The sequence below is a fragment of the Rivularia sp. UHCC 0363 genome (assembly GCF_034931125.1).
GTDB lineage: Bacteria > Cyanobacteriota > Cyanobacteriia > Cyanobacteriales > Nostocaceae > Rivularia.
This window is the reverse complement of the sequence record NZ_JAYGHM010000019.1, coordinates 27,466-50,535: the sequence shown is the minus strand read 5'-3', so window position 1 is coordinate 50,535 and position 23,070 is coordinate 27,466. Positions and strand designations below refer to the sequence as shown.

Genomic DNA, 23,070 nt, shown 5'->3' with positions numbered 1-23,070 from the left:
GCTACTTTCACTAAGTTCGGGAACCCGTACTAAGGCGAATGTTGCCATCACACCTCTAGCTTCGCTAAATTAGCACTCAGGAGTCGAGAGTGCTAATAAAGGTAAAAAAGTTATGGCAGCAGTTTCTCTAAGCGTTTCTACAGTAAAACCTTTAGGCGATCGCGTTTTCGTAAAAGTGAGCGCCTCGGAAGAAAAGACCGCTGGTGGTCTATACTTGCCCGATACCGCTAAGGAAAAGCCTCAAGTAGGCGAAGTAGTATCAGTAGGCGACGGTAAGATGAAGGATGATGGTGGTCGTCAGTCGATGGATGTAAAGGTCGGAGATAAAGTTCTTTACTCCAAGTACGCTGGCACCGACATCAAGTTGGGTACCGACGAATACGTGCTGCTTTCTGAGAAGGACATTCTCGCGATTGTTAATTAATTGATAGTGGTTGGTGGTTAGTCGTTAATGGTTATTTGGCTATAAACAGCTAACAACCTATCCATTTAACAACAACATTTTTAAAAGAAAGACAAGCAAAAGGTACAAACGGTAAAACTATGGCTAAGCGAATTATTTACAACGAAAACGCCCGTCGTGCTTTAGAAAAAGGCATGGACATACTGGCTGAGGCTGTGGGTGTAACCCTCGGACCCAAAGGTCGTAACGTGGTATTAGAGAAGAAATTTGGCGCACCTCAGATTGTTAACGATGGTGTGACCATCGCTAAAGAGATCGAGTTGGAAGACCATGTAGAAAACACTGGTGTAGCTTTGATTCGTCAAGCTGCTTCCAAGACCAACGATGCTGCTGGGGATGGAACCACCACCGCGACCGTTTTGGCGCACGCAATGGTTAAAGAAGGCTTGCGGAACGTTGCAGCTGGAGCTAATGCAATTTCCTTGAAGCGCGGTATTGATAAAGCATCTGCCTTTTTGGTTGGTAAAATTGCCGAGCAAGCTCGTCCTGTAGAAGATTCCAAATCTATTGCTCAAGTTGGTGCAATTTCTGCTGGTAACGACGAAGAAGTCGGTCAGATGATTGCTCAAGCAATGGATAAGGTGGGTAAAGAAGGCGTGATTTCCTTGGAAGAAGGGAAGTCCATGTTCACCGAGTTGGAAATTACCGAAGGGATGCGCTTTGATAAAGGCTACATCTCTCCTTATTTTGCAACCGATCCAGAGCGCATGGAAGCAAATTTAGATGAGCCTTTCATCTTGCTCACCGATAAGAAAATTGCTTTGGTACAAGACTTGGTACCCGTTTTAGAACAGGTAGCTCGTTCTGGCAAACCCTTAGTTATTATTGCCGAAGATATTGAGAAAGAAGCTTTAGCTACCTTGGTTGTCAACCGTTTGCGCGGTGTATTGAACGTAGCAGCGGTGAAAGCACCTGGATTTGGCGATCGCCGTAAAGCGATGTTGGAAGATATCGCTATCTTGACCGGCGGACAGTTGATTACTGAAGATGCTGGTTTGAAGCTAGAAGCTACCAAGCTAGATATGCTCGGTAAAGCTCGTCGCATCACCATCACCAAAGACAACACCACCATTGTGGCTGAAGGTAACGAGCAAGCAGTTAAATCTCGCTGCGACCAAATTCGCCGTCAAATGGACGAAACCGAATCTTCCTACGACAAAGAAAAGTTGCAGGAGCGTTTGGCTAAATTGTCTGGTGGTGTAGCAGTTGTTAAAGTTGGTGCTGCTACCGAAACCGAAATGAAGGATAAGAAGCTGCGTTTGGAAGACGCTATCAACGCTACCAAAGCTGCTGTAGAAGAAGGTATCGTTCCTGGTGGTGGAACAACATTGGCTCACCTTGCTCCTCAATTGGAAGAATGGGCAACTGCAAACCTCAAAGATGAAGAATTAATTGGTGCGATGATTGTAGCTCGCGCATTACCTGCTCCTTTGATGCGGATTGCTCAAAACGCCGGACAAAACGGTGCGGTAATTTCCGAGCGTGTTAAAGAGAAAGAATTTAACACTGGCTACAACGCAGCAACTAACGAATTCACCGATATGTTCGCTGCTGGAATCGTCGATCCCGCTAAAGTGACACGTTCCGCACTGCAAAATGCGGCTTCCATCGCCGGAATGGTGTTGACAACCGAATGTATCGTTGTTGACAAGCCAGAGCCTAAAGAAGGTGCTGGTGCTGGCGCTGGTGCTGGTATGGGCGGCGGTGACTTCGACTACTAAGTTTATTGAAACTTACTGAAACGTTAGTTAAATAAACCCCCTATTTATGAAAACAGTCGTCTCTTGGAGGCGGCTGTTTTTTTTCAGTTATAAATTAACAATTATCAATTTTTTTTAAATGATTTGTTGTTTTGTGAAGATGGGGGTCGGATTCGGTAAGCATATTTTTGAATACAATAAATGGTGGTTTCCGATTTTGCAACGATAGAATAAATATGCGTTGATTGTGGTAATGCATGATGTGAGCATTGTTAATACACAGTCTCTTAGAAATTCCTAGAGAGTTTCTATGCAATCAACCCTTAGAAATTTAAAATATATAAAGACCAGTTAAATATTAAGGAGCATTCGTTGAGTTTTGATGAAAAATTAGTCAAAGAAGTTATTACCGAATTTATAAATGATAATCCAGAAGAAAAAGGATTAGATGCAGCATTTATAGAGATTTGCAGGTTTTTATCTGACAATCCAGATAGATTATCTTGGAGGACTAAAAACAAACCTAGCCTTACTGATAAAAACGGTCTAAAAGCTCTTGCCAAAAAGTTTTTTGATGGATTTAGAAGATCTGATTTTCCTGCTCAACCAGAAACAGTACCCGATGAAATGGTAAGTATTGTCATGCAGTACGTTTACGGTTATTCATCTGAAGAATGCGAACGAATAAAGATAGAGCATCAGTACTCAATGTGTGCCGAAAATTGTGTTGGTTCACTTCTTGAAAGGTATTTAGATTCCGTTCTAAGAGAAAAAGGTTGGTACTGGTGCTGTGGTGATTTTATCAAAGCTATTGACTTTATTAGTAAGGATGAAAATCAAAAGTGGTTAGTATTACAAATTAAAAATAGGGATAACACTGAAAATTCATCTAGCAGCGCAATTCGTAATGGCACTACTATACAGAAATGGTTTCGCTCATTTTCAAAAAAAGGAGGAACTAACTGGGAGAATCTACCCGAACTGATGCAAGGATATCAACTTTCAGAAGATAATTTTATTGCTTTTGTTAAGCAATATCTTACCAAAGAAAAATCAAGTTTAGACAAGTAACTATATCAACTAAAAATAAGCTCTTGCTGCACGTACTCACTTTCATATTTATTTAGTTGACTCAAAAATTGGCTTTCCCAATCTAAATGACTAGTATTTTGGTAGCGTGAAAATTTAAAATCATCAAACTGGATTATTTTATTACCATGAATTAAATCTATAATTAATTTTCCTACTGCTAAACCTAAACTGACGGGAACAGCATTTCCAACTTGTTTATATTGCTGAATTAGCGGACCTGCTAGTTCCCAATTCTCAGGGAATTCTTGTATTCGTTTGTATTCTTGTATTGATAGTGGTCTATTTTCTTCGGGATGAGCTAAATCTGTTGCAGGCATCGCTGGATGTGTTACTAATGTAGGAGATGGTTTATTCCAATCTAATCTTCTGAAGAAACCCGTTTTTCCACCTCCAGAATAATAAGATTTACCCATTGCTTCCTTTTGTAAATCTTCCGGTAAACATCGCCAATTTTGACCCGATTTAAGCATTCTATAGAACTTTAAACGTTTCTCGGGAAAATTAATATGGTCGTGTTTATCAATATTCTTTATACAAGATTGTAGAGTTTTCCATTTTGGTAATCCGTGTTTACCATCCTCTGAGTGAGTTGGTACTAAAAAAGGTGGTGTTTCACCATCTCTAGAACAAATAATTATTACTCGTTCCCTGATCTGGGGAGTTCCAAAATTTGCAGAATTATATAAATTGAAAGAGTAAGCATAACCATTTTGTTTTAATTTACTGATGACAAAATTTAATGCACCTCCTTTGTGTTCATGTTCTGAAATATCTGGATATCCTACTCCTCTTTGGTCGTGAGGTCTATATTTCAAAGGACAAGATAAAAGACCTCTTACATTCTCAATAACAATGTATTTGGGTCGTAAAGATAGCGCTATATCAAGATATTTTAAAAAAGCATTTCCTCTATCATCATTAAAACCTTTTCTTTTGCCAGCAGTACTAAATGCTTGACATGGAGGTCCGCCAATAATTAAATCAATATCATCGTTTTTTGTGAGCTTTGCTGCTTTTAAAATATCATCTGGTTTATAATCGTTAATATCCCCCAGTAAAGCAGCATTTGGTTTATTTAAAGCAATTGTTTGTCTGCAAAACTTATCTACTTCACAAGCAAGACGAACATTGAATCCAGCTTTTTCAATTCCAATATCTAAACCCATCGCACCAGAAAAAAAACTTAATGCTATGGGTCGTTTATCTTTACTGTTTACATGGTAAAGTGAATGGTTTTCTGCTACTCTATGGGATGATATAAGCCCATACTTACTGATACTTTTTTGGTCAATTATCCACGTATTCCCGATTTTTTCAGCAGTAATTTTTCCTTGTCTGCAAAGCGTCCTAACTTGCTGCTCGCTAATTGCAAGTTGTGAGGAAGCATCTTTAATACTAATATTCGTACCCATTTATAGTTTCCTTCCCGAAACTTTTCATTAGTACCATTATAAATATATTTGTACTATTTGCAAGATTTTGATAAATATCTACAGATATTAATGCTCCGATGTGACTAACACTTTGCGAAAAATAATCTTGTCATCACCCGCTTTATAAAATTCGCGGATTCTCGCTTCCTCTTCGTACCCCTGTTTGCGATAAAATTTCCGTGTCAACTCGAAGTTTGGTAAACCAGAAGTTTCCACTAGTAATAAACGTTCTCCTTTTGAGAATAAGGTTTGTTCCACCTGTCTGAGCATTGCAGCACCATTCCCTTTCCCTTGATGCTTAGGGTGGACTGCGATCAAGTACAGGTTCCATGTCCCGTAAGCGTATTGTTCCGGTGCAAAATACGCAACTCCAACGACTCCATCATTTTCACAGACAATCCAGGAGTGTTCTTCGCCAAGGCTACCATCGAAGTAACCAGCTAACATATTACCGAGTTCTTCAAGTTCTTCCCCTTCAAATAGACCAATCGCATCAGCCAAATTCATGATGGCATCCGTATCATCGGGTTTAGCAGATCGAATCGTTGCTGTGGTGTCCATAGGTTTTATCCTTGAGTGAATTGCTAGAAAAATGCGGTTATGAATTAATCCTAAGCTGATGTGCAGCTAAATTGTATAAAACGTTAGCGAAGCGTGTCCTACGGACACATAAATATCAAATTCTTGTAGTGCGGGCCGGACAGCCCGCTAGCCAAATACAAATTAAATACGTAACAGTTAGGTGGTGCGTGACACTACAACCCTTATTACTGCGTTGAGAATTTAATTAAGTGTCACAGCACCCTACAAAATAATGTGCCAGATGCCTAAGTCCTAAAATTATTAAAATGCATCGAGAACCCTTGCAAACAATGGGTGTATAATCTCTAGATTTATTTGGTTCTGTTGCTCGCAATGAAGCACGAGAAGATAGCGATGTAGATTTTTTTGTAGAGTTTAATCGTCAGGTTGGATTATTTGAGTTTATTAAAGTAAAACTTTATTTACAAAATATATTAGGACTTTCTGTAAACATAGGAACTTTGGAAACTTTGCGAGAAAATTTAAGAGAAGCTGCGATCAAGGATGTGATTCGTACCTTCTAGAGACTGGCGTTTTCGTGTATGGAGAAGATTTTGCTAAAAGATAATTTAGATTAAACTATGAACTTTGCCCTAATTGACGTTTGATTTGAGCTACTTCTTGTTCTACCTTGATTAATCTTTCTACTATATCTAAACGTTGTGAATCAGCAGATAGATGATAACCATAAAACTGATTGAATTTTTCTCTTTGGTCTACTGTCAATTTGGCTACTTCTACAACTAAATTACTGATATCTTCTTTTAAGCTGCTGATATCTTCTCGATTGTTTCTAATTAATTCTGCATTTTCCTGAATATACTGTGCATTCGCTTGGATTTGGCTTTCCAACCTCGCTATGTTATCTGTATTTCGGATTTGACTTTCCTGTATCTGTCTTTGAACGCCTAACATTTGTTCGATAGTATTTTGAATTTCTTCTGGTGTCATGGTTTATTAAGCCAAGTTGATTATTTTATGATATCAAATATGAAATTAGTTCACTTAATATATTTTATGTCAAAATTATTAGAAGTATATTAGTTTTTATATTTATTTCTAAAAGGAATAATGAACGAAAACAACAATGACACACCGCTATACAACCTTAATCCCTTAACTCGCTTCTCCGATAAAGCAGAAAACTATACAAAATATCGTCCTATTTATCCAGATGCAGTAATTGATAAAATCCTGGAAAATTTAACGTTACCGATCGCAGCAGCAGATATTGGAGCAGGTACGGGAATTTCTGCGCGTCAGTTAGCTTCGAGGAGTGTGAATGTAATTGCAATTGAACCAAATGCAGCGATGAGAGAAGCCGCTATTTCATCACCAGGTATTGAATGGAAAAATGGCACAGCGGAAGCGACTAATTTACCTGATGCATCAGTTGATTTAATAACTTGTTTTCAATCTTTTCACTGGTTTAATCCCCAACCAACTTTAAAGGAATTTCGCCGCATTCTTAAACCAAAAGGAAGATTAGCAGTAGTTTTTCAAGATTTAGATAGAGATGATGAATTTACACAAGTTTATGGGGAATTGATTCGTAAAGCCGCAAACAATCGTCCACCTACAGATTTTAATTCTAAAATTGAACCTTTACGAGAAAGTTCGGATTTTCAATATATTGATTGCTATAAGTTCCCTTACCAACAGCAATTAGATTTATCAAGCTTGATTGGTCTGGTTAAAAGTATTTCTTTTATTTCTTCTGAAGAAACTGTTCAAAAGCAAGTTGTTGATGATTTAGAAAATTTACATAAACGCTTTTGTAATCAAGATGGTTTCGTTTATCTTATTTATTGTAATAGCGTACATTTGGCGAGTATTCAATACGTCTAATTTAATATTAGACCCGGCGATTAAAATCGCGTCTACACAAGCAAAACCCGCCTGCGCGGGTTAAAATTTCATTAGTCCACGTAGGTGGACTTTACCTGTGTAGCAGCGGTTTCAACCGCCAGATACTGATATCATCCTTTATCATTAACCTTTCAAATGAACAAAACTAACAAGGAACTAACACCATTACATACACTCAATCCCCTAAATCGATTTTCTGATAGAGTCGAAGATTATGTAAAATATCGTCCCAGTTATCCAGATGCAGCAATTGATAAAATCCTCGAAAATTTCACGTTACCGATCGCAGCAGCAGATATTGGAGCGGGTACGGGAATTTCTTCGCGGTTGTTAGCTTCGAGGGGTGTTAAAATAATTGCGATCGAACCAAATGCAGAAATGAGAAACGCGGGTATTGGAGGTGCAACATCTTTGGTGGAATGGAAAGATGGAACAGCGGAAGCTACGAATTTACCAGATGCATCGGTTGATTTAATCACTTGTTTTCAAGCTTTTCACTGGTTTAACCCAGAAGCAACTTTAGCGGAATTTCAGCGTATTTTGAAACCGTCAGGGAAATTAGCTGTAGTGTGGAATAATCGCGATCGCAACGACAAATTCACCGCAGAATATAGCCGAATTATCAGCGCAGCATCGAACAATCATCCCGCAGAATCGCGGATGAAAACGGTAGAATATTTAACAGAAACGACCTATTTTAATAACTTTTGCGAATATACTTTTGTTAATCAACAAGAGTTAGATGAAAGCGGACTTATCGGACGTGCGATGAGTTCTTCCTATGTTCCGCGTGAAGGAGAAGCCTACGAACAAGTTATTTCAGAATTAGAGAATTTATATCAGCAATTTAAGAATCAACAAGGTTTTGTTTACATGACTTATTGCACTAGCGTATATATTGGGGAACCAGTCAACAATTAACAAGACATTTTATTTTACCTTATTGAATTACACTTGGACGGACAGGGGGCGATATCAGTGACTGAAATTGCTAATATTCCGAGCAACTTACCTTTCTTAGAATCAATTTGTTGGCAGACTTCTAATGTTTATGAGTTTACTCCAGAAGAAATGCTAGGTTGTTATGAACGTGGTTGGAAGTATAAAAATTTATTCGATAATCTTCAGGGTGATGAACTTGAGTTTATTAAGAAAATTGCCGAGATTTATGATTCTTGGTTGAAAGTTGAGTTATGATCTTCAGATTAGACCACCACAATAAAATTCGGACAATTCTTGAATGTTTAGATTGTGAAATTCTTCAGCTTGGTTCTACTTATTTTGGTGGTGGAACTCTTCTTGCTCTTGATTTTAAAGAATATCGATGTAGTAATGATATTGATTTTTTATCTTCTGTTAATACGGGAGGTTATAAATATTTACGAACAAAGATTTTTGATAATGGACATGAGATATTATTTCGAGATTTAAGTAAAATCAAAATCGGACGTTCTACAACCGACCAGTATGGGATTCGGATGATAGTTTCTATAGATAATGTACCTATCAAAACCGAAATTATTGCGGAAACTCGTTTTAAATTAGATTTACCAAGATACACACAATGGTCTTCTGTTCCATGTTTAAGTTTAATTGACTGCTTTACCTCTAAACTATTATCAAATTCTGACCGATATATGGATGATAGCGTACAAGCTAGAGATTTAATTGATTTAGCAGTTCTCAGATTAAATTATCCAATTCCTCAATCTTCAATTGATAAAGCTGAAAATGCTTATGAAGTTATACGACCTTTAGAAAGAAGCATACAAAACTTTCAAAACAGACCTGATTACAGGGAAAAATGTTTTACTCATTTACAAATTGATAAAGCTCAAATACCCAAAATTATTGATGGAGTTGATTTACTTTCAACAGATTTAGGTTTACCTGAAATACAAAGAAGTTTTCAAGAGCAACATGATATTTTTGATGACTTGTTCGATTCGTGAGATTTCAAAATTAGGAATAATTTTTTCTATCTAAAAACCACTTTCCTGGGATAATTTGCACCTAAACCCCCTAAGTAATAAGATTTATTTGAAATTATTCAAATTCACAATAATTTTTAACAATGCCAAAACCACAATATGAATATTACTGTATAAATACCCCAACTAAATTAGTTAAAGAAGTATTCGGAGATATTAACGTTTATACGCAAGATGCTAAATCACTGCTCACAAAAGCCAGTGGTTTTATTAATGCATATGACTTTACTTTAAATCCCTACCGGGGTTGTCAATATGGCTGTAGTTATTGTTATGCTGCGGCTTTTAGTCCTAATCCCAAGATGCGTGAAGATTGGGGTAAATGGGTGATTATCAAGCAAAATGCGGCGGAAATTTTAGAAAAGGAATTAGAAAGATGGTGTAAAAAAAATCCCGATAAACCTCCTATAATCTATATGAGTAGCGTTACAGATCCCTATCAACCAATCGAATCAAAATATGAATTAACTCGTTCTTTGTTAGATGTAATGTATCCCTACCGTCCAATATTAGTAATACAAACTCGCAGCCCGATTATTACTAGAGATATTGATATTTTACAGCGATTTAAGCACCTGCGAGTTAATATGAGTATCCCCACTGGAAGCGAATCTGTAAGACGTGATTTTGAACCGCGATCGCCAAGTGTTAAAGCTCGAATAAATGCGATTACAAAAGTTAAACAAAGTATTGATTCTGATAAAGGTTTTATTCCCAAAGTTTCGATTACAATTACACCTTTACTTCCGACTTTAGAGAAAGACGAAGCCGCTTTTATTGAAAAATTAAAAATTGCAGATAGAGTCGTAATTCAGGATTTTCACCCTAGTCAAAATCGTTCGCTTGTTGCTACAACCCGCGAAGCAGCAGCAGAAGTTAAGCAGAAATACGCTTGGTGGTATGACGCGGAAAAATTAAGCTATATAAGATTCAAAGAAAAATTAATGTCTCACCTTCCAGATGTAGAAATAAGGGAAGGAAAAGACGGTTTTGGCTATGACTAATCTTATCTCTAATTGGTGGCGTTCTTTTCAGTTTAAATTAGCTTTGCGACAGGGTAACAAGCAGCAAGCAATAAAGTTGTTGCGAGTGATTGAGAAGTCTGGGGTAAGATTATCGTATTTAGAAAAATTATTTAGAGATAATTTACAGCTTGAAGATTCGACAAAGCAATATAAACAAGAAGCGGCAATTTTAGGTGGAAAGCTCAGCACCGCATTACAGCAGTTAGAACAAAAATCGAATTTACCAGTAGCTATTGAAAGCCAAAGTAATCTTACATTAACTCCAGAGCAAGAATTTATTAATTTTATTTACAATACATTTAATTTAATTCTACATGATGAGAACAAATTACAATGTACTGGTATAGATGAAAGAATCTTTGATGATTTTGAAGCTCAATTAGTTGATTATCTTAAAAGTGAATTTAGTAGAATTCCAGAGAAACAGTTAGTAGTTAAACTCGAAGATGCTTTAGAAGATATTAATAGTTTAAAGTGTGGGAAAGACCCAGACTATCGTTTTAGTTTGACTCCGCACGTTTATTACATGAAGTATTTTTTAGAAAATGTATATTGTATTTATTTAGCATGGTTTTTGATTTATGAATCGGGGCTATTACCAGCTAATATTAACATTTTAGATATTGCAGCAGGACCGGGAACAGTTGCTTATGGGTTGGCTTTATTTTTGCAAAATACCAGCGGCTTTTTTCAGATTCCACAGATGCATATATCTTACTACTCCTTAGAAAAGCAAGATGCATTTCAATTCCGAGGTTTGCAATTTTGGAGAAAATATATAGAATCGCGCAAAACTCCCCTCAATGCTTTTTTTCGCTTCGTAACTACAGATATATTTAGTTGGAATAAGCAATCAAATAATATACCAACTAATTTTTTTGATTTCGTTGTGATTTCTCACTGCTTCTTTAACGATTCTGAAATGAGAAGTGAAGCGAACAACATTTATACACAGATAATTGATAATAGTTTAAAAGATAATGGTCATGCACTTTTAATTATTCAAGATAAAAAGTTGTATAAAGGTTATGATATTTTTCAGATTGAACACGAACAAGAAAAAAGATTAGTTAACAACTTTGTGGAAGAATTAGGATTAAAATTAGTATGGTATAAATATTTAACATCCACAGGCTCAAGAAAACATTTTAGGGGTGCCGAGTTCGCTAAATTTGCTAGAGAAAATTTACCGAAGCAATTAAGTCTAACTCCAATTATCCAGCAATATTTTAATCAAAAGCATGAGTGTAATTACAAATTAGATGATTATGTAATTTTAGCTAAAAAATCTTAATTTATATACTTTTAAAAATTGAGTTTTTAGCTAAGTATCTATGCTTTGATAGAATAAATATCCAATTGGGCAACGGAATGCAACAACCCTGCCGACAACCAGAATCTTCTCAAAGTTGGCATGGCAAACTAAACTTAGTTTATAACCATAGCCAAGACAAAACTACATTAATTCAAACTCAAAATCAAGCCCCCTTGAAAGTACAGCGTCCGTTTTATCCCGAAGGACAATCTGTTTGTCATAGCGTAATTTTACACACTGCTGGGGGAATTGTCGGTGGTGACAAATTATCTTGTAACTTTCACCTCCAACCCTACGCAAAAGCATTAATTACAACAGCCGCAGCCAATAAAATTTATCGTAGTAACGGTTTACAAGCCAGACAAAATATAGACATCAAAATTGATAATCATGCTTGTTTAGAATGGCTTCCTCAAGAAACAATTGTTTTTAACGACGCAAATTATCGGCAAGATATACGGATTATTTTAGCTACAGATGCAAGCTTCATTGGCTGGGAAATTACTAGATTTGGACGCAGCGCTTCTTGTGAGAAATTTGTCAAGGGAGAATGGCGATCGCACTTTGAAATCTGGCAAAATAACAAACCATTATGGATCGATCGACAATATTTACCCGGTAGCGAAGAAATTTTTCATAGTCCCCACGCTTTAGCAGGAAAACCCATCGTAGGGACTCTAGTTTACCTCGGAAAACCCGTTTCCCCAGAAATAGTCCAGCAAGCACGCAATTTCATCCCCCCCTCTTCCTCTCCCCCCCTCTCCCCATCCTCCTTCGGTGTAACACGTTTAGAAAATGGACTTTTGTGTAGATACCGTGGTGATTCGACAACCGAAGTGAGAAACTGGTTTATTAGCGTTTGGCAACTATTGCGGATTTCTTTTTTAAATCGCGATCGTTGTTTACCCAGAGTTTGGATGCTTTGAACAATGAACAATGCCCAATTATCATTTTATAAATATGGAGTAAAAAAATGCAATTAACACCACAAGAAAAGGAAAAACTACTAATTTTTACCGCTGCATTATTAGCAGAAAGACGCAAAGCAAGAGGTGTAAAATTAAATTATCCTGAAGCAGTTGCTTTTATTACTGCTGCAATTTTAGAAGGTGCAAGAGATGGAAAAACTGTCGCAGAATTAATGAGTTTTGGAACAACTTTATTAAAGCGAGATGATGTTATGGAAGGTATCGCGGAAATGGTACAAGAAGTACAGGTAGAAGCGACTTTTCCCGACGGCACAAAATTAGTAACCGTACATAATCCAATTCAATGAATTTTATATTTTGGATTTCGGATTATTAATTTTTAGAGTTATTAAATACCATTTATGCTGAAATTATAGTTGAAACATGACTATTACTGATTTAAATCCGGAAAATCATTTTATTCCCACTGATCGTAATACCAATTACCTATTACCTATTCCCAATTACCTATTACCATTTTTATCATGATTCCAGGTGAAATAATTACCCCAGAAGGCGAAATCGAGTTAAATCCAGGTCGTTCAACCATACAAATAAAAGTTGCAAATACAGGAGATAGACCAATTCAAATAGGTTCTCATTTTCACTTTTACGAAGTCAATGCTGCATTAAACTTTGATAGAGAAACCACACGAGGAATGCGTCTTGATATCCCCGCAGGAACAGCCGTTAGATTTGAACCAGGAGACGAAAAAGAAATCACATTAGTACCTCTCGCAGGTAGTCGTCAAGTTTACGGATTCAATGCTAAAATAAACGGAAAATTGTAGAGACGCGATATATCAAAAAGACGTAATATCCACCCGTCTCTACATTAATAGCGGTTTATTAATTATTAAAACTATGAATAATAACGAAAAACCAAACCCACTTCTAAAAGCAGAAACAATCAAACAACTTCCCCAACAAAAATTCTCTCATCCATTTAATCCAAACTCAGAAATTAGCGGAGCTTCCCTCAGTGAAGCAGTAGGTTTACAAAGAATAGGATTTCACTTAGCAAAAATACCACCTGGAAAAGAATCATTTATTTATCATTCTCACGAATTTGAAGAAGAATTTATTTACATCCTTTCTGGAAAAGGTATAGCTGAAATAGATAATCAAGAATTCGAGGTAGGAGAAGGTGATTTTATGGGTTTCCCTACTCCTTCCGTTGCACATCATTTACGAAACCCTTTTAAACAAGACTTAATTTATATTATGGGTGGAGAAAGACGCGAGTATGAAATTGCCGACTTTCCTCGCTTGCAAAAACGAATGTTTCGCAACGGTAAGCAAATACAAATAGCTGAATACGATAACCTTAAACCATTCATGTGAATAATTTTCCTCTCCGCGTACCCTCTGCGCTTACCTTAGCGTCCCTTTGCGTTTAAAAAAGATCAATACCCGAAAAATTACTGAACGTTATAACTACTTTATTAAGCTATATTTTAAATCACTAAATAAATCTTGATACCTAAATCGAAGTTCTCCAAAACCTCGATTAATTTCGTTATATCTAATTAATATTTAAATGCAAAAGCAACAAAATAAATTTACCCACCTTACAGCAATAGAAAGGACTAATTTATCATACCCTGCAAAACTTTTATTAAACCAAAACTTGCTTCAAGGCAAAATTTTAGACTTTGGTTGCGGCTTTGGTAATGATGTCAGAGTATTGCAACAAAAAGGATTTGATATAACAGGTTACGACCCTTATTATTTTCCAGAATACCCTCAGAATAAATTCGATACAATAATTTGTTTTTATGTTTTAAACGTTTTATTTCCAGAAGAACAAGCCAACGTATTAATGGAAATATCGCATTTATTGAAACCAGGAGGTAAAGCTTACTTTGCCGTCAGAAGAGATATAAAAAAAGAAGGCTTTCGAGAACATTACGTCCATAAAAAACCTACATATCAATGTTCAGTTAAACTTCCTTTTAATTCCATATATTTAAACGAAAACTGCGAAATATACGAATATATTCATTATAATCATCAAAAACATTCATCCGATAACTGCATATTCTGCAATCCTCGTAAAAGCCTGACATTACTAACCGAATCAGCAACAGCATATGCCATACTTGACGGTTATCCATTAAGTAAAGGACATACCTTAATTATTCCCAAACGTCACGTTAGCAACTATTTTGAACTACCATTTAAAGAACAATCAGCTTGCTGGTTAATGGCTAATAAAGTGCAAGAAATCATCGGTAAAGAATTTGCACCAGACGGCTTTAACGTGGGAATGAATATTAATCGAGATGCAGGACAAAATGTTATGCACGCGGGAATTCATGTAATTCCTCGTTATAAAGGAGATGTTGAAGGTGCTAGAGGTGGAATACGAGGGGTAATTCCGAAACGCAAAGCGGCAATAAGGTAAACGCGGAAACGATCTGTCTCTATCAAGCAATTTGAAGCGTACTAGGTTCCGGGATAGATTCACCTTCAGTTTGCCAAGCTTCTAAATACATTTCAATTACTTCCTCACCGCTACGAATCGCTTCTTCACGAGTTTTGCCATGAGTACAAGGCATGAGAACGCGATCGCTAAATTCTGGAATAGTAACTAAAAAAAGTTGATCTTCATCCGACCATTGAATAATCATACTGTATCGATTCATTTTTACTCCAATAACCAAGCAAACAAATCTCCCACTTTAAGCTGTAATTCACCTGCGAAACTGGGTACGGGAAGTAGCGCATCAGGTTCGTCAAACATCTCAGTTTCTTGCTTAGGACGAAATACAAATACGGTTTGCTCTAATGGATCTATCAACCAACCCATTTGAGTTCCATGCTTAAGACAATGAAGAATATTTTTTGTGACTTTTGTCTGGCTTTGATCCGGTGATAAAATTTCAATTGTCCAATCTGGTGCAATTAAGAATGCATTGGCAACTTCCCCATTCCGATCGCGGGGAATCCGATCCCAAGTAAAAACGGCAATATCGGGTACAGTTGAGCGATCGCCAAAAGTGCAGCGTAACTCAGGAAAAGCACGAGCAATACGTTCAGGCTTTACTACAGTATTGATACTAGGAACTAATTCGCCTTGAATCGTGCTATGTTTCCATTGGGGCATCGGTTTGGGGATAATTTTACTATTGATATATTCATTGGCTGGTTTGGTTTCTGGTAATTGTAGAAACTGTTCCAATGTCATCTTTTTCGATCTTAACTGTACCATTTTGGGGTTGTCTCTAAAAGCTTTCAGACTAATTCTAAGATTTATTTCAGACTTGTTATTATTTAACAGTTAATAATTTATTTATTAAATCTCGATATTATATTTTTCAATAATCGCTTGCTGATTAAAAATTGAATTGTTTTTATTCACAATGTTTTTAAATTCTTCTTCGGCATCCAGATATTCATCCACTTGGTATAAAATATCAGAATATCGATATAAAATATTAGAAGTGAGAGAATCATTAAATTTAATTCCCCCATATTTTCCTAATACAATGATTTCTTTTTCGTAACACTCGACAGTTGTTAAGACCATACTAGTAATACTCGCATAAGCAAACCTAGTACATGGGTCATCAGTAACAACCAAAATTGGAGATGTTTCTTCCTCATCACATACCGCAAAATGAATCCAACGTTCAAATTCTGGGAACATATAAAAACATGGAAGATTTAACCATTCGGTGATATGCTCGCAATCCAAGGTATTTGCGATTGCTTTCTCTAATGACATAAATCCAAGTCCCTCGTCAGAATAATTTAATGTACCGAAAATTCCAGGACTACCATTTCCCCATTCATACAATTCCTGAATCTCTTTTGAAAGTGAAAATGGCAAAGATTTAGCCACATCATTTATTTCTTCTGCTGTTAAACCTGAAGGTAAAGAATTAGCTAACTCTGGATAATTTTGCCATAACCAATATTCAACTTTTTCAAGTGCTTCTGTTAGAACTGACATAAAACTATTACTACTTTCACAGTGAATGCGCTTACTTCATCAAATAAGTATCTAGTTCCGAATATTTTGAAAACAAACCATCTATACTGGCTAATTTCGCTTTTTTAATGATTGTTGTAGCAATAATCAAACGGTCAAATGGGTCTTTATGAACTGGAGATAAATTGACCGCTTGATGAGCAATTTGTGCTGTTATCGGAAACAACGTTATGCCGGATGGTTCCAAAGCTTCTTGAAGCCAGAGTTCAATATTACAAGGAAGTTGCAGTCGCCCTTTTTGCTGTGCTAAAGCAACTTCGTAGCAAGATACAGGTGAAATACCTACTGTATCAGTAGTTTCAATAACTTCCCGCCAAGATGCAGGAAATCGCTCGAACTCTTGGAAAATAAACCATATCCAAATGTGAGTATCAATAATAATTACTTGAGACATTCCCAATCTTGTTCCTCAACCATAGAACTGACTAAATCGCCTAAAGTTTTACCTTTACCTGCAATTGAATCAGGGGGATTCCGACGCAACTTCTGTGGTTCAGCATCCGAAAGAATCGTTACAATTACACGAGCTTTAGATATTTTAGGCTCTGAACCTAGCCATTTAACCTGACCGTTTTCAATAATGGCTTCATAGCTTTGAAGCATTGTTTCCTCCAAATTAAACAAAAACTGTATATTCTCAAAGCTAGCATGAAAATTTTTCGACTTAGTAAGAGTTTATTTCTAAAATAGCGAGCCGTCTTATTTGTAATTTCCATTTTCTGGATTGCCTCTTCATTCATTCCTCCAAACTTCACACAACCGCAAAAATATAAACTTATACAAAAAAACCTCCCCTCCTCCCCAACTTTCCCCAACAATATTTAAAGTAACTATTACCAAGTGCATCTATGTCTTACCGAATGTCCCGTCGCGCTTACGCTGAAACTTTTGGTCCCACAGTTGGTGACAAAATCCGTCTTGCTGACACAGAATTATTCATTGAAGTCGAACAAGATTTCACTACCTACGGTGAGGAAGTAAAATTCGGTGGTGGTAAAGTTATCCGCGATGGAATGGGACAATCTCCGATTTCTAACGCTGACGGTGCGGTAGATACGGTAATAACTAATGCTTTAATTCTCGATTGGTGGGGTGTTGTTAAAGCCGATATTGGCATCAAAGACGGCAAAATATTCAAAATTGGTAAAGCCGGAAATCCTTATATTCAGGACAACGTAGACATTATTATCGGTCCCGGAACCGAAGCGATCGCCGGTGAAGGTATGATACTGACTGCTGGCGGTATAGACAGCCACATTCACTTTATTTGTCCCCAACAAATTGAAGTTGCGATCGCCTCCGGTATCACTACAATGTTGGGCGGTGGTACGGGACCTGCAACAGGTACAAATGCTACTACTTGCACGCCGGGAGTCTGGAATATTCACCGAATGCTGCAAGCTGCCGATGCTTTTCCGGTGAATTTAGGATTTATGGGTAAAGGTAATTCCAGCCAACCCCAAGGACTCGCGGAACAGGTGGAAGCCGGAGCGATGGGGTTGAAGCTACACGAAGATTGGGGAACTACTCCCGCCGCTATTGATACTTGTTTGAGCGTTGCCGATGAATACGACGTGCAGGTAGCGATTCATACCGACACCCTTAACGAAGCGGGTTTTGTCGAAGATACGATCGCAGCTTTTAAAAATCGCGTGATTCACACCTACCATACTGAAGGAGCGGGGGGAGGACACGCACCGGATATTATCAAAGTGTGTGGGGAAGCGAATGTATTACCATCTTCAACAAATCCGACTCGTCCTTACACCGTTAACACCTTAGACGAACATCTAGATATGTTGATGGTGTGCCATCATCTCGATCCCAACATAGCCGAAGATGTGGCGTTTGCAGAATCCCGCATTCGTCGCGAAACTATCGCTGCTGAGGATATTTTGCACGATTTGGGCGCATTTAGTATGATTGCTTCCGATTCTCAAGCAATGGGAAGAGTGGGCGAAGTAATAATTCGTACCTGGCAGACGGCGCATAAGATGAAAGTGCAACGGGGAGAACTAACTCCTAGCTCTGGGGTTGGGGAAAGATCGGATAATTTTCGAGCTAAAAGATATATAGCTAAGTATACGATTAATCCCGCAATTACTCACGGTGTTTCTCAGTATGTGGGTTCGGTAGAAGAAGGGAAAATTGCCGATTTATGTTTGTGGAGTCCGGCGTTTTTTGGAGTCAAACCGCAGATAGTAATTAAAGGTGGATTTATCGCTTATTCGCAAATGGGTGATGCTAATGCCAGTATTCCCACACCGCAACCAGTTCATATGCAGCCGATGTTTGGTAGTTTTGCAAATGCTCGTCATGCAACATCGTTTACCTTTGTTTCTCAAACAGCTTTGGAAAGGGAAATACCGAATCAATTGGGGTTGAGGAAAAAGGCGATCGCAGTTTCGGGAACGCGGGAATTGAGTAAGCGAGATATGAAGTTAAATGATGCTTTACCCCGTATAGAAGTAGATTCGGAAACCTACGAAGTTCGAGCGGATGGTGAGTTGTTGACTTGCGAACCTGCAACAGTTGTACCGATGGCACAAAGGTATTTTTTGTTTTAGCTGTTAATTGAAATGCATTATTTTAGCTAGAATTTTCATGAATTACTAAAAATCGAATTATAAAGTAGGCTAATTATGCTAACGACTTCAACTACTCATGAAATTGCCTGGGACAAATTACCCGATGATTTTGTATTAGATGATGAACCAGTGGACAATATAAATCAACCTTTATTAGCTGCGGCTTTAACAGAAAGTTTGGAAATAGCCGGAAAATTGCCAGAAAATGCTTTAACTACAACTAATTACGGTATTTGCGCGAAGTTGAATAATAAGTTTGTAGTCAAAGCACCAGATTGGGCATACGTACCATCAATCAAATCGCGAGAAGAGGTAAAGCGGAGTTATACCCCACGGCTCCAAGGAGATATTCCAGTAATTGTAATGGAATTTCTATCGGATACCGAAGGTGGGGAATATTCGAGTAAACCAACCTATCCTCCAGGGAAATGGTTTTTTTACGAACAAATTTTACAAGTTCCTAACTACGCAATTTTTGAGCCAGATAACGGAATTTTAGAAGTCTATCAATTAGATGATTCGGGACAATATAAACTGCAAACAGCAGATGCGAATAATCGTCATTGGATTGCTCAGATGCAGCTTTTTATCGGTGTATGGGAAGGAATTAGAGAAAACCGCACGGGATATTGGTTGCGCTGGTGGAATGAAAATGACGAATTATTATTGTGGGGTTCGGAGTTAGCAATTAAGGAGCGTCAGCGTGCGGAAGCCCAAAGCCAACGTGCCGAAAGATTAGCGCAACAATTAAGGGCTGCGGGAATTGAACCTGAAGAGTAACTATCAAAGCTGAACTTAAAAATTATGAGAAATTTTGCAAAATGAATGACGTAACAAACCTTGGAAAAGCACGAGCAAATGTAATTAAAATTGTGCAAACAAGGTTTAAACAAGTGCCAGAGGAAGTTATACAGGCAATTAATGCGATCAATAACGAATCGGTGTTAGAAAAGCTTTTTACAAATTCGATTATCGTTGCCGATTTTGAAGATTTTCAGAAAGTTTTGCAAGGTATTGTATTTAAAAATTAACAGATTTCCCCGTTCTACCTTGAGGATTTAAATTTGAAGTCAAGGTACGGACACTACAGCATCTTTTTGAAAAATTGGGATGCTCTCTATATTTTTTGTTAGCTATGCTACATTTTTGAAGTTTATTGTTACAAAAAAATCAGCTATAAATCAGTTTGCAGAGTGATATTTATCACTGCAATATATTATGTATTGTCTATACTTAATTCTAAATAAATCAAGTCAACTATTTTTTACTTGCAGAATTATTTTATAGTAAAATAAATCACAAACATTGAATTTATGTTTAAAATATTGCCATAGGTAGTTGAAAACAATCAATTTATAAATTAGTCTAAAATCAAGTAATTTAATCAAAACAAAATCTTATATTAACCTTTTTACTAAACTATGAATTTTGACAATTCCAGGGCTGATAAAATTCTAGTTGTTGACGATTCTCCCGATAATGTCTTTCTAATCAAAACGATTTTGGAGGAAGAGGGTTACGAAGTTAGTACGGCAGAAAATGGTCATAAAGCATTAACAAGAATTGTAGAATCAACGTTTGATTTAATATTGTTAGATTTGATGATGCCGGGAATGGATGGTTATGAGGTAACTAAGCATATCCGAGGAAATACGGAACTATCTTTTATCCCAATTTTGTTAATTACCGCTCATGATTCACCAAATGTTGCCCAAGGATTGGATTTAGGTGCTGATGATTTCATTCGCAAACCCGTAACGGTAGATGAATTACTTGCGAGAGTGCGATCGCTCCTCCGACTCAAGCACAGTATTGATGAACGGGATGAAATTGCTCGTCAACGGGAAGATTTTGTTTCTCGTCTCACTCACGATTTACGCACTCCTTTGGTAGCAGAGGAACGCATGATGATTCTGTTTCTCGAAGGTGCTTTGGGGGAACTATCCCCATCAATGCAAGAAGCGCTTACGATTATGGCTCGTTCTAACAGCAATTTGTTAGCGATGGTAAATACTTTATTAGAAGTTTATCGTTTTGAAGCCGGACGCAAAACCTTGGCATTTCAACCAGTTAATATTCAACAGTTAACTGAAGAAGTTGCGAGTGAATTAACTCCTTTAGCTCAACAAAAAGGACTGGTAATCAAAGTTGATGTGAATGAAGCTGCGATCGCGACTAAAGTAATGGGCGATCGCCTTGAATTGCATCGGTTATTCACCAATTTAGTAGGAAATGCGATCAAATTTACCGATAATGGCTTCATCACAATCCATTTAGACGCTGATACGAGCGATTGCGGCGCAATTACTCTGAAAATCATTGATACCGGACAAGGTATTTCCTCCGAACAACAAGCTACTTTATTTGAAAGATTTCGTCCAGGAAGTCACAAACGTTCCGGTAGTGGCTTAGGTTTGTACCTTTCTCGGCGTATTGTTGAAGCTCATCAAGGTACTATTAAAGTCAATTCCGAACTCGGTAAAGGTAGTGTTTTCGTCGTGACTTTACCCATGAAACAATAAGTTAGGCAATTTTAGATTTTAGATCAAAAGTCTACTCCCTACTCCCTACTCCCTACTCCCTACTCCCCATTCCCTATTCCCTATTCCCCACTCCCTACTCCTATCAATATTTAATATGTTTGCTGAAACAATTCACAACCAACGCGATTTTTTTCAAACTGGTAAAACCAAAGATATTTATTTTCGCATTCAGCAATTAAAAACACTTAAGCAAGCTGTTATTGATAACGAAACCGCAATTTTTGATGCGTTGAACGCCGATTTACACAAGCCATTAGCAGAAAGTTTTACCGCAGAAATAGTCTTATTTGTCAAAGAAACTGAATACGCTATTAAACATTTAAAAAATTGGCATAAGCCCAAAAAAGTGCAAGTTCCTTGGCAATTCTTTCCCGCTTCAGCAATAATTCATCCAGAACCTTTAGGTGTAGTTTTAATTATCGGTGCTTGGAACTACCCATTTCAATTAGTTATTGCACCCTTAATCGGTGCTATAGCTGCGGGTAATTGTGCCATTGTCAAGCCTTCAGAAATTGCTTCTCATACTTCTCATCTCATTGCTGAAATTTTTAATAAATACTTTGATAAATCATATTTAGCGGTAGTCGAAGGAGCCGTAGAAACTTGCCAGCAGTTATTAGCAGAAAAGTTTGACCATATATTTTTTACTGGTAGTACAACTGTAGGTAAAATTGTCATGGAAGCTGCCGCAAAACAGCTTACACCTGTGACTTTAGAACTTGGTGGTAAATCTCCTTGCATTGTAGATACCGATATCGATCTTAAAATTGCCGCAAGACGCATAACTTGGGGAAAATTTTTTAATGCTGGACAAACTTGTCTTGCACCAGACTATCTTTTAGTTGATAAAAAAATTAAAAATAATTTATTAGATGAAATTAAAAAATGTCTTCATGAATTTTACGGAGAAAATCCGGCAAAAAGTCCCGATTATGCCAGAATCATCGATCGCAAGCAATTTGATCGATTGGCGAATTATTTAAAAAATTTAAAAAATGGAAAAATAGTTATTGGTGGTGAAACAACTTTCGAGGAACGTTATATTGCTCCGACAGTAATTGATAGCGTTACCTGGGAAGATCCATTAATGCGATCAGAAATTTTCGGCCCAATTTTACCAGTAATTGAATTTACGGATATTACAGAAGCCATTAATATAATTAACTCTCAACCAAAACCCTTAGCGTTATATTTATTTTCCCAAAATAAAAACCTGCAAAAACGAGTAACAAACGAAACTTCCTTCGGTGGAGGTTGTATTAATCACACGATAATTCATTATGCCGTTCCATCTTTACCATTCGGTGGTATAGGAAATAGCGGTATCGGCAGCTATCACGGTAAAGCCGGTTTTGACACCTTTTCTCACTACAAAAGCGTACTTAAAAAACCTTTTCTTCTAGACGTAAAACTGCTTTATCCACCCTATAAAAATAAATTGTCCTTACTTAGGCGAATTTTTGGATAGAGATGGGGAGATGGGGAGACAAGGGGAAATATTAAT

Annotated in this window: 27 protein-coding genes and 1 pseudogene; 20 read left to right on the top strand and 8 right to left on the bottom strand. The window is 37.2% G+C overall.

The window, feature by feature from the left end:
* Nucleotides 1-112 precede the first annotated feature (112 nt).
* From groES to VB797_RS13080, 3 genes are all read left to right on the top strand, one after another.
* Nucleotides 113-424, top strand: coding sequence for a co-chaperone GroES (gene groES / locus VB797_RS13090; protein ID WP_193921836.1), 312 nt, complete (start codon nt 113-115; stop codon nt 422-424).
* Between the two features lie 119 nt (nt 425-543).
* Nucleotides 544-2,184 (top strand): chaperonin GroEL, encoded by a 1,641-nt coding sequence (gene groL, locus VB797_RS13085; protein ID WP_323238126.1) that lies wholly within the window; start codon nt 544-546, stop codon nt 2,182-2,184.
* A 351-nt stretch (nt 2,185-2,535) separates the two neighbouring features.
* Nucleotides 2,536-3,234 (top strand): SinI family restriction endonuclease, encoded by a 699-nt coding sequence (locus VB797_RS13080; RefSeq protein WP_323238125.1) that lies wholly within the window; start codon nt 2,536-2,538, stop codon nt 3,232-3,234.
* Nucleotides 3,235-3,239: 5 nt separating this feature from the next.
* On the opposite strand, the gene VB797_RS13075 is transcribed toward VB797_RS13080, so the two are convergent.
* Nucleotides 3,240-4,667, bottom strand: coding sequence for a DNA cytosine methyltransferase (locus VB797_RS13075; RefSeq protein WP_323238124.1), 1,428 nt, complete (start codon nt 4,665-4,667; stop codon nt 3,240-3,242).
* 87 nt (nt 4,668-4,754) lie between these two features.
* Nucleotides 4,755-5,249, bottom strand: a complete 495-nt coding sequence (locus tag VB797_RS13070; RefSeq protein WP_323238123.1) for a GNAT family N-acetyltransferase — start codon at nt 5,247-5,249, stop codon at nt 4,755-4,757.
* A 341-nt stretch (nt 5,250-5,590) separates the two neighbouring features.
* On the opposite strand from VB797_RS13070, the pseudogene VB797_RS13065 reads away from it, so the two are divergent.
* Nucleotides 5,591-5,794 (top strand): annotated as a pseudogene (locus tag VB797_RS13065) (nucleotidyltransferase family protein); the annotation flags it as partial.
* 55 nt (nt 5,795-5,849) lie between these two features.
* Here the strand turns inward: VB797_RS13065 and VB797_RS13060 are convergent.
* Nucleotides 5,850-6,221, bottom strand: a complete 372-nt coding sequence (locus tag VB797_RS13060; protein ID WP_323238122.1) for a hypothetical protein — start codon at nt 6,219-6,221, stop codon at nt 5,850-5,852.
* Between the two features lie 120 nt (nt 6,222-6,341).
* Between VB797_RS13060 and VB797_RS13055 the strand changes: the two genes are divergently transcribed.
* The 11 genes from VB797_RS13055 (at nt 6,342) to VB797_RS13005 (ending at nt 14,845) form a co-directional block, all read left to right on the top strand.
* Complete coding sequence (locus tag VB797_RS13055) at nt 6,342-7,118, top strand: class I SAM-dependent methyltransferase (RefSeq protein WP_323238121.1); 777 nt, start codon at nt 6,342-6,344, stop codon at nt 7,116-7,118.
* Nucleotides 7,119-7,274: 156 nt separating this feature from the next.
* Nucleotides 7,275-8,060: a class I SAM-dependent methyltransferase gene (locus VB797_RS13050; protein WP_323238120.1), complete on the top strand. Its 786-nt coding sequence runs from the start codon at nt 7,275-7,277 to the stop codon at nt 8,058-8,060.
* Nucleotides 8,061-8,117: 57 nt separating this feature from the next.
* Nucleotides 8,118-8,336: a hypothetical protein gene (locus tag VB797_RS13045; RefSeq protein ID WP_323238119.1), complete on the top strand. Its 219-nt coding sequence runs from the start codon at nt 8,118-8,120 to the stop codon at nt 8,334-8,336.
* Nucleotides 8,333-9,091 carry a nucleotidyl transferase AbiEii/AbiGii toxin family protein gene (locus VB797_RS13040; protein ID WP_323238118.1) on the top strand — a complete coding sequence of 253 codons (759 nt, stop codon included), beginning with the start codon at nt 8,333-8,335 and terminating at the stop codon, nt 9,089-9,091. Before VB797_RS13045 ends, VB797_RS13040 begins: the two co-directional genes overlap by 4 nt.
* A gap of 122 nt (nt 9,092-9,213) precedes the next feature.
* Entirely contained in the window at nt 9,214-10,134 is a 921-nt protein-coding gene (locus VB797_RS13035) for an SPL family radical SAM protein (protein ID WP_323238117.1), read from the top strand.
* On the top strand, nt 10,127-11,449 hold the full coding sequence (locus tag VB797_RS13030) for a photosystem II assembly protein (RefSeq protein ID WP_323238116.1): 1,323 nt from the start codon (nt 10,127-10,129) through the stop codon (nt 11,447-11,449). Before VB797_RS13035 ends, VB797_RS13030 begins: the two co-directional genes overlap by 8 nt.
* A 77-nt stretch (nt 11,450-11,526) precedes the next feature.
* Nucleotides 11,527-12,396 (top strand): urease accessory protein UreD, encoded by an 870-nt coding sequence (locus tag VB797_RS13025; protein ID WP_323238115.1) that lies wholly within the window; start codon nt 11,527-11,529, stop codon nt 12,394-12,396.
* A gap of 47 nt (nt 12,397-12,443) precedes the next feature.
* Nucleotides 12,444-12,746 carry an urease subunit gamma gene (gene ureA / locus VB797_RS13020; RefSeq protein ID WP_323238114.1) on the top strand — a complete coding sequence of 101 codons (303 nt, stop codon included), beginning with the start codon at nt 12,444-12,446 and terminating at the stop codon, nt 12,744-12,746.
* A 177-nt stretch (nt 12,747-12,923) separates the two neighbouring features.
* A complete protein-coding gene (locus tag VB797_RS13015; RefSeq protein WP_323238113.1) occupies nt 12,924-13,229 on the top strand; it encodes an urease subunit beta in 306 nt (101 codons plus the stop codon).
* A 73-nt stretch (nt 13,230-13,302) separates the two neighbouring features.
* Complete coding sequence (locus VB797_RS13010) at nt 13,303-13,782, top strand: cupin domain-containing protein (protein ID WP_323238112.1); 480 nt, start codon at nt 13,303-13,305, stop codon at nt 13,780-13,782.
* Nucleotides 13,783-13,978: 196 nt separating this feature from the next.
* Nucleotides 13,979-14,845 carry a bifunctional class I SAM-dependent methyltransferase/HIT family protein gene (locus VB797_RS13005; protein ID WP_323238111.1) on the top strand — a complete coding sequence of 289 codons (867 nt, stop codon included), beginning with the start codon at nt 13,979-13,981 and terminating at the stop codon, nt 14,843-14,845.
* Nucleotides 14,846-14,867: 22 nt separating this feature from the next.
* On the opposite strand, the gene VB797_RS13000 is transcribed toward VB797_RS13005, so the two are convergent.
* The 5 genes from VB797_RS13000 to VB797_RS12980 form a co-directional block, all read right to left on the bottom strand.
* On the bottom strand, nt 14,868-15,086 hold the full coding sequence (locus VB797_RS13000; protein ID WP_323238110.1) for a type II toxin-antitoxin system HicB family antitoxin: 219 nt from the start codon (nt 15,084-15,086) through the stop codon (nt 14,868-14,870).
* A 2-nt stretch (nt 15,087-15,088) separates the two neighbouring features.
* Nucleotides 15,089-15,652, bottom strand: a complete 564-nt coding sequence (locus VB797_RS12995; protein WP_323238109.1) for a Uma2 family endonuclease — start codon at nt 15,650-15,652, stop codon at nt 15,089-15,091.
* Between the two features lie 84 nt (nt 15,653-15,736).
* Nucleotides 15,737-16,396, bottom strand: a complete 660-nt coding sequence (locus VB797_RS12990; RefSeq protein ID WP_323238108.1) for a hypothetical protein — start codon at nt 16,394-16,396, stop codon at nt 15,737-15,739.
* Nucleotides 16,397-16,427: 31 nt separating this feature from the next.
* Entirely contained in the window at nt 16,428-16,829 is a 402-nt protein-coding gene (locus VB797_RS12985) for a type II toxin-antitoxin system VapC family toxin (RefSeq protein ID WP_323238107.1), read from the bottom strand.
* Nucleotides 16,817-17,038, bottom strand: a complete 222-nt coding sequence (locus VB797_RS12980; protein WP_323238106.1) for a hypothetical protein — start codon at nt 17,036-17,038, stop codon at nt 16,817-16,819. Before VB797_RS12980 ends, VB797_RS12985 begins: the two co-directional genes overlap by 13 nt.
* A gap of 245 nt (nt 17,039-17,283) precedes the next feature.
* Between VB797_RS12980 and ureC the strand changes: the two genes are divergently transcribed.
* The 5 genes from ureC to VB797_RS12955 all read left to right on the top strand — a co-directional run bounded on the left by ureC (nt 17,284) and on the right by VB797_RS12955 (nt 23,034).
* On the top strand, nt 17,284-19,002 hold the full coding sequence (gene ureC / locus VB797_RS12975; RefSeq protein ID WP_323238105.1) for an urease subunit alpha: 1,719 nt from the start codon (nt 17,284-17,286) through the stop codon (nt 19,000-19,002).
* Nucleotides 19,003-19,077: 75 nt separating this feature from the next.
* Complete coding sequence (locus VB797_RS12970; protein ID WP_323238104.1) at nt 19,078-19,803, top strand: Uma2 family endonuclease; 726 nt, start codon at nt 19,078-19,080, stop codon at nt 19,801-19,803.
* Nucleotides 19,804-19,844: 41 nt separating this feature from the next.
* On the top strand, nt 19,845-20,054 hold the full coding sequence (locus VB797_RS12965; protein WP_323238103.1) for a hypothetical protein: 210 nt from the start codon (nt 19,845-19,847) through the stop codon (nt 20,052-20,054).
* Nucleotides 20,055-20,444: 390 nt separating this feature from the next.
* A complete protein-coding gene (locus tag VB797_RS12960; RefSeq protein ID WP_323238102.1) occupies nt 20,445-21,545 on the top strand; it encodes a hybrid sensor histidine kinase/response regulator in 1,101 nt (366 codons plus the stop codon).
* A 115-nt stretch (nt 21,546-21,660) separates the two neighbouring features.
* On the top strand, nt 21,661-23,034 hold the full coding sequence (locus tag VB797_RS12955; protein WP_323238101.1) for an aldehyde dehydrogenase: 1,374 nt from the start codon (nt 21,661-21,663) through the stop codon (nt 23,032-23,034).
* Nucleotides 23,035-23,070 lie beyond the last annotated feature (36 nt).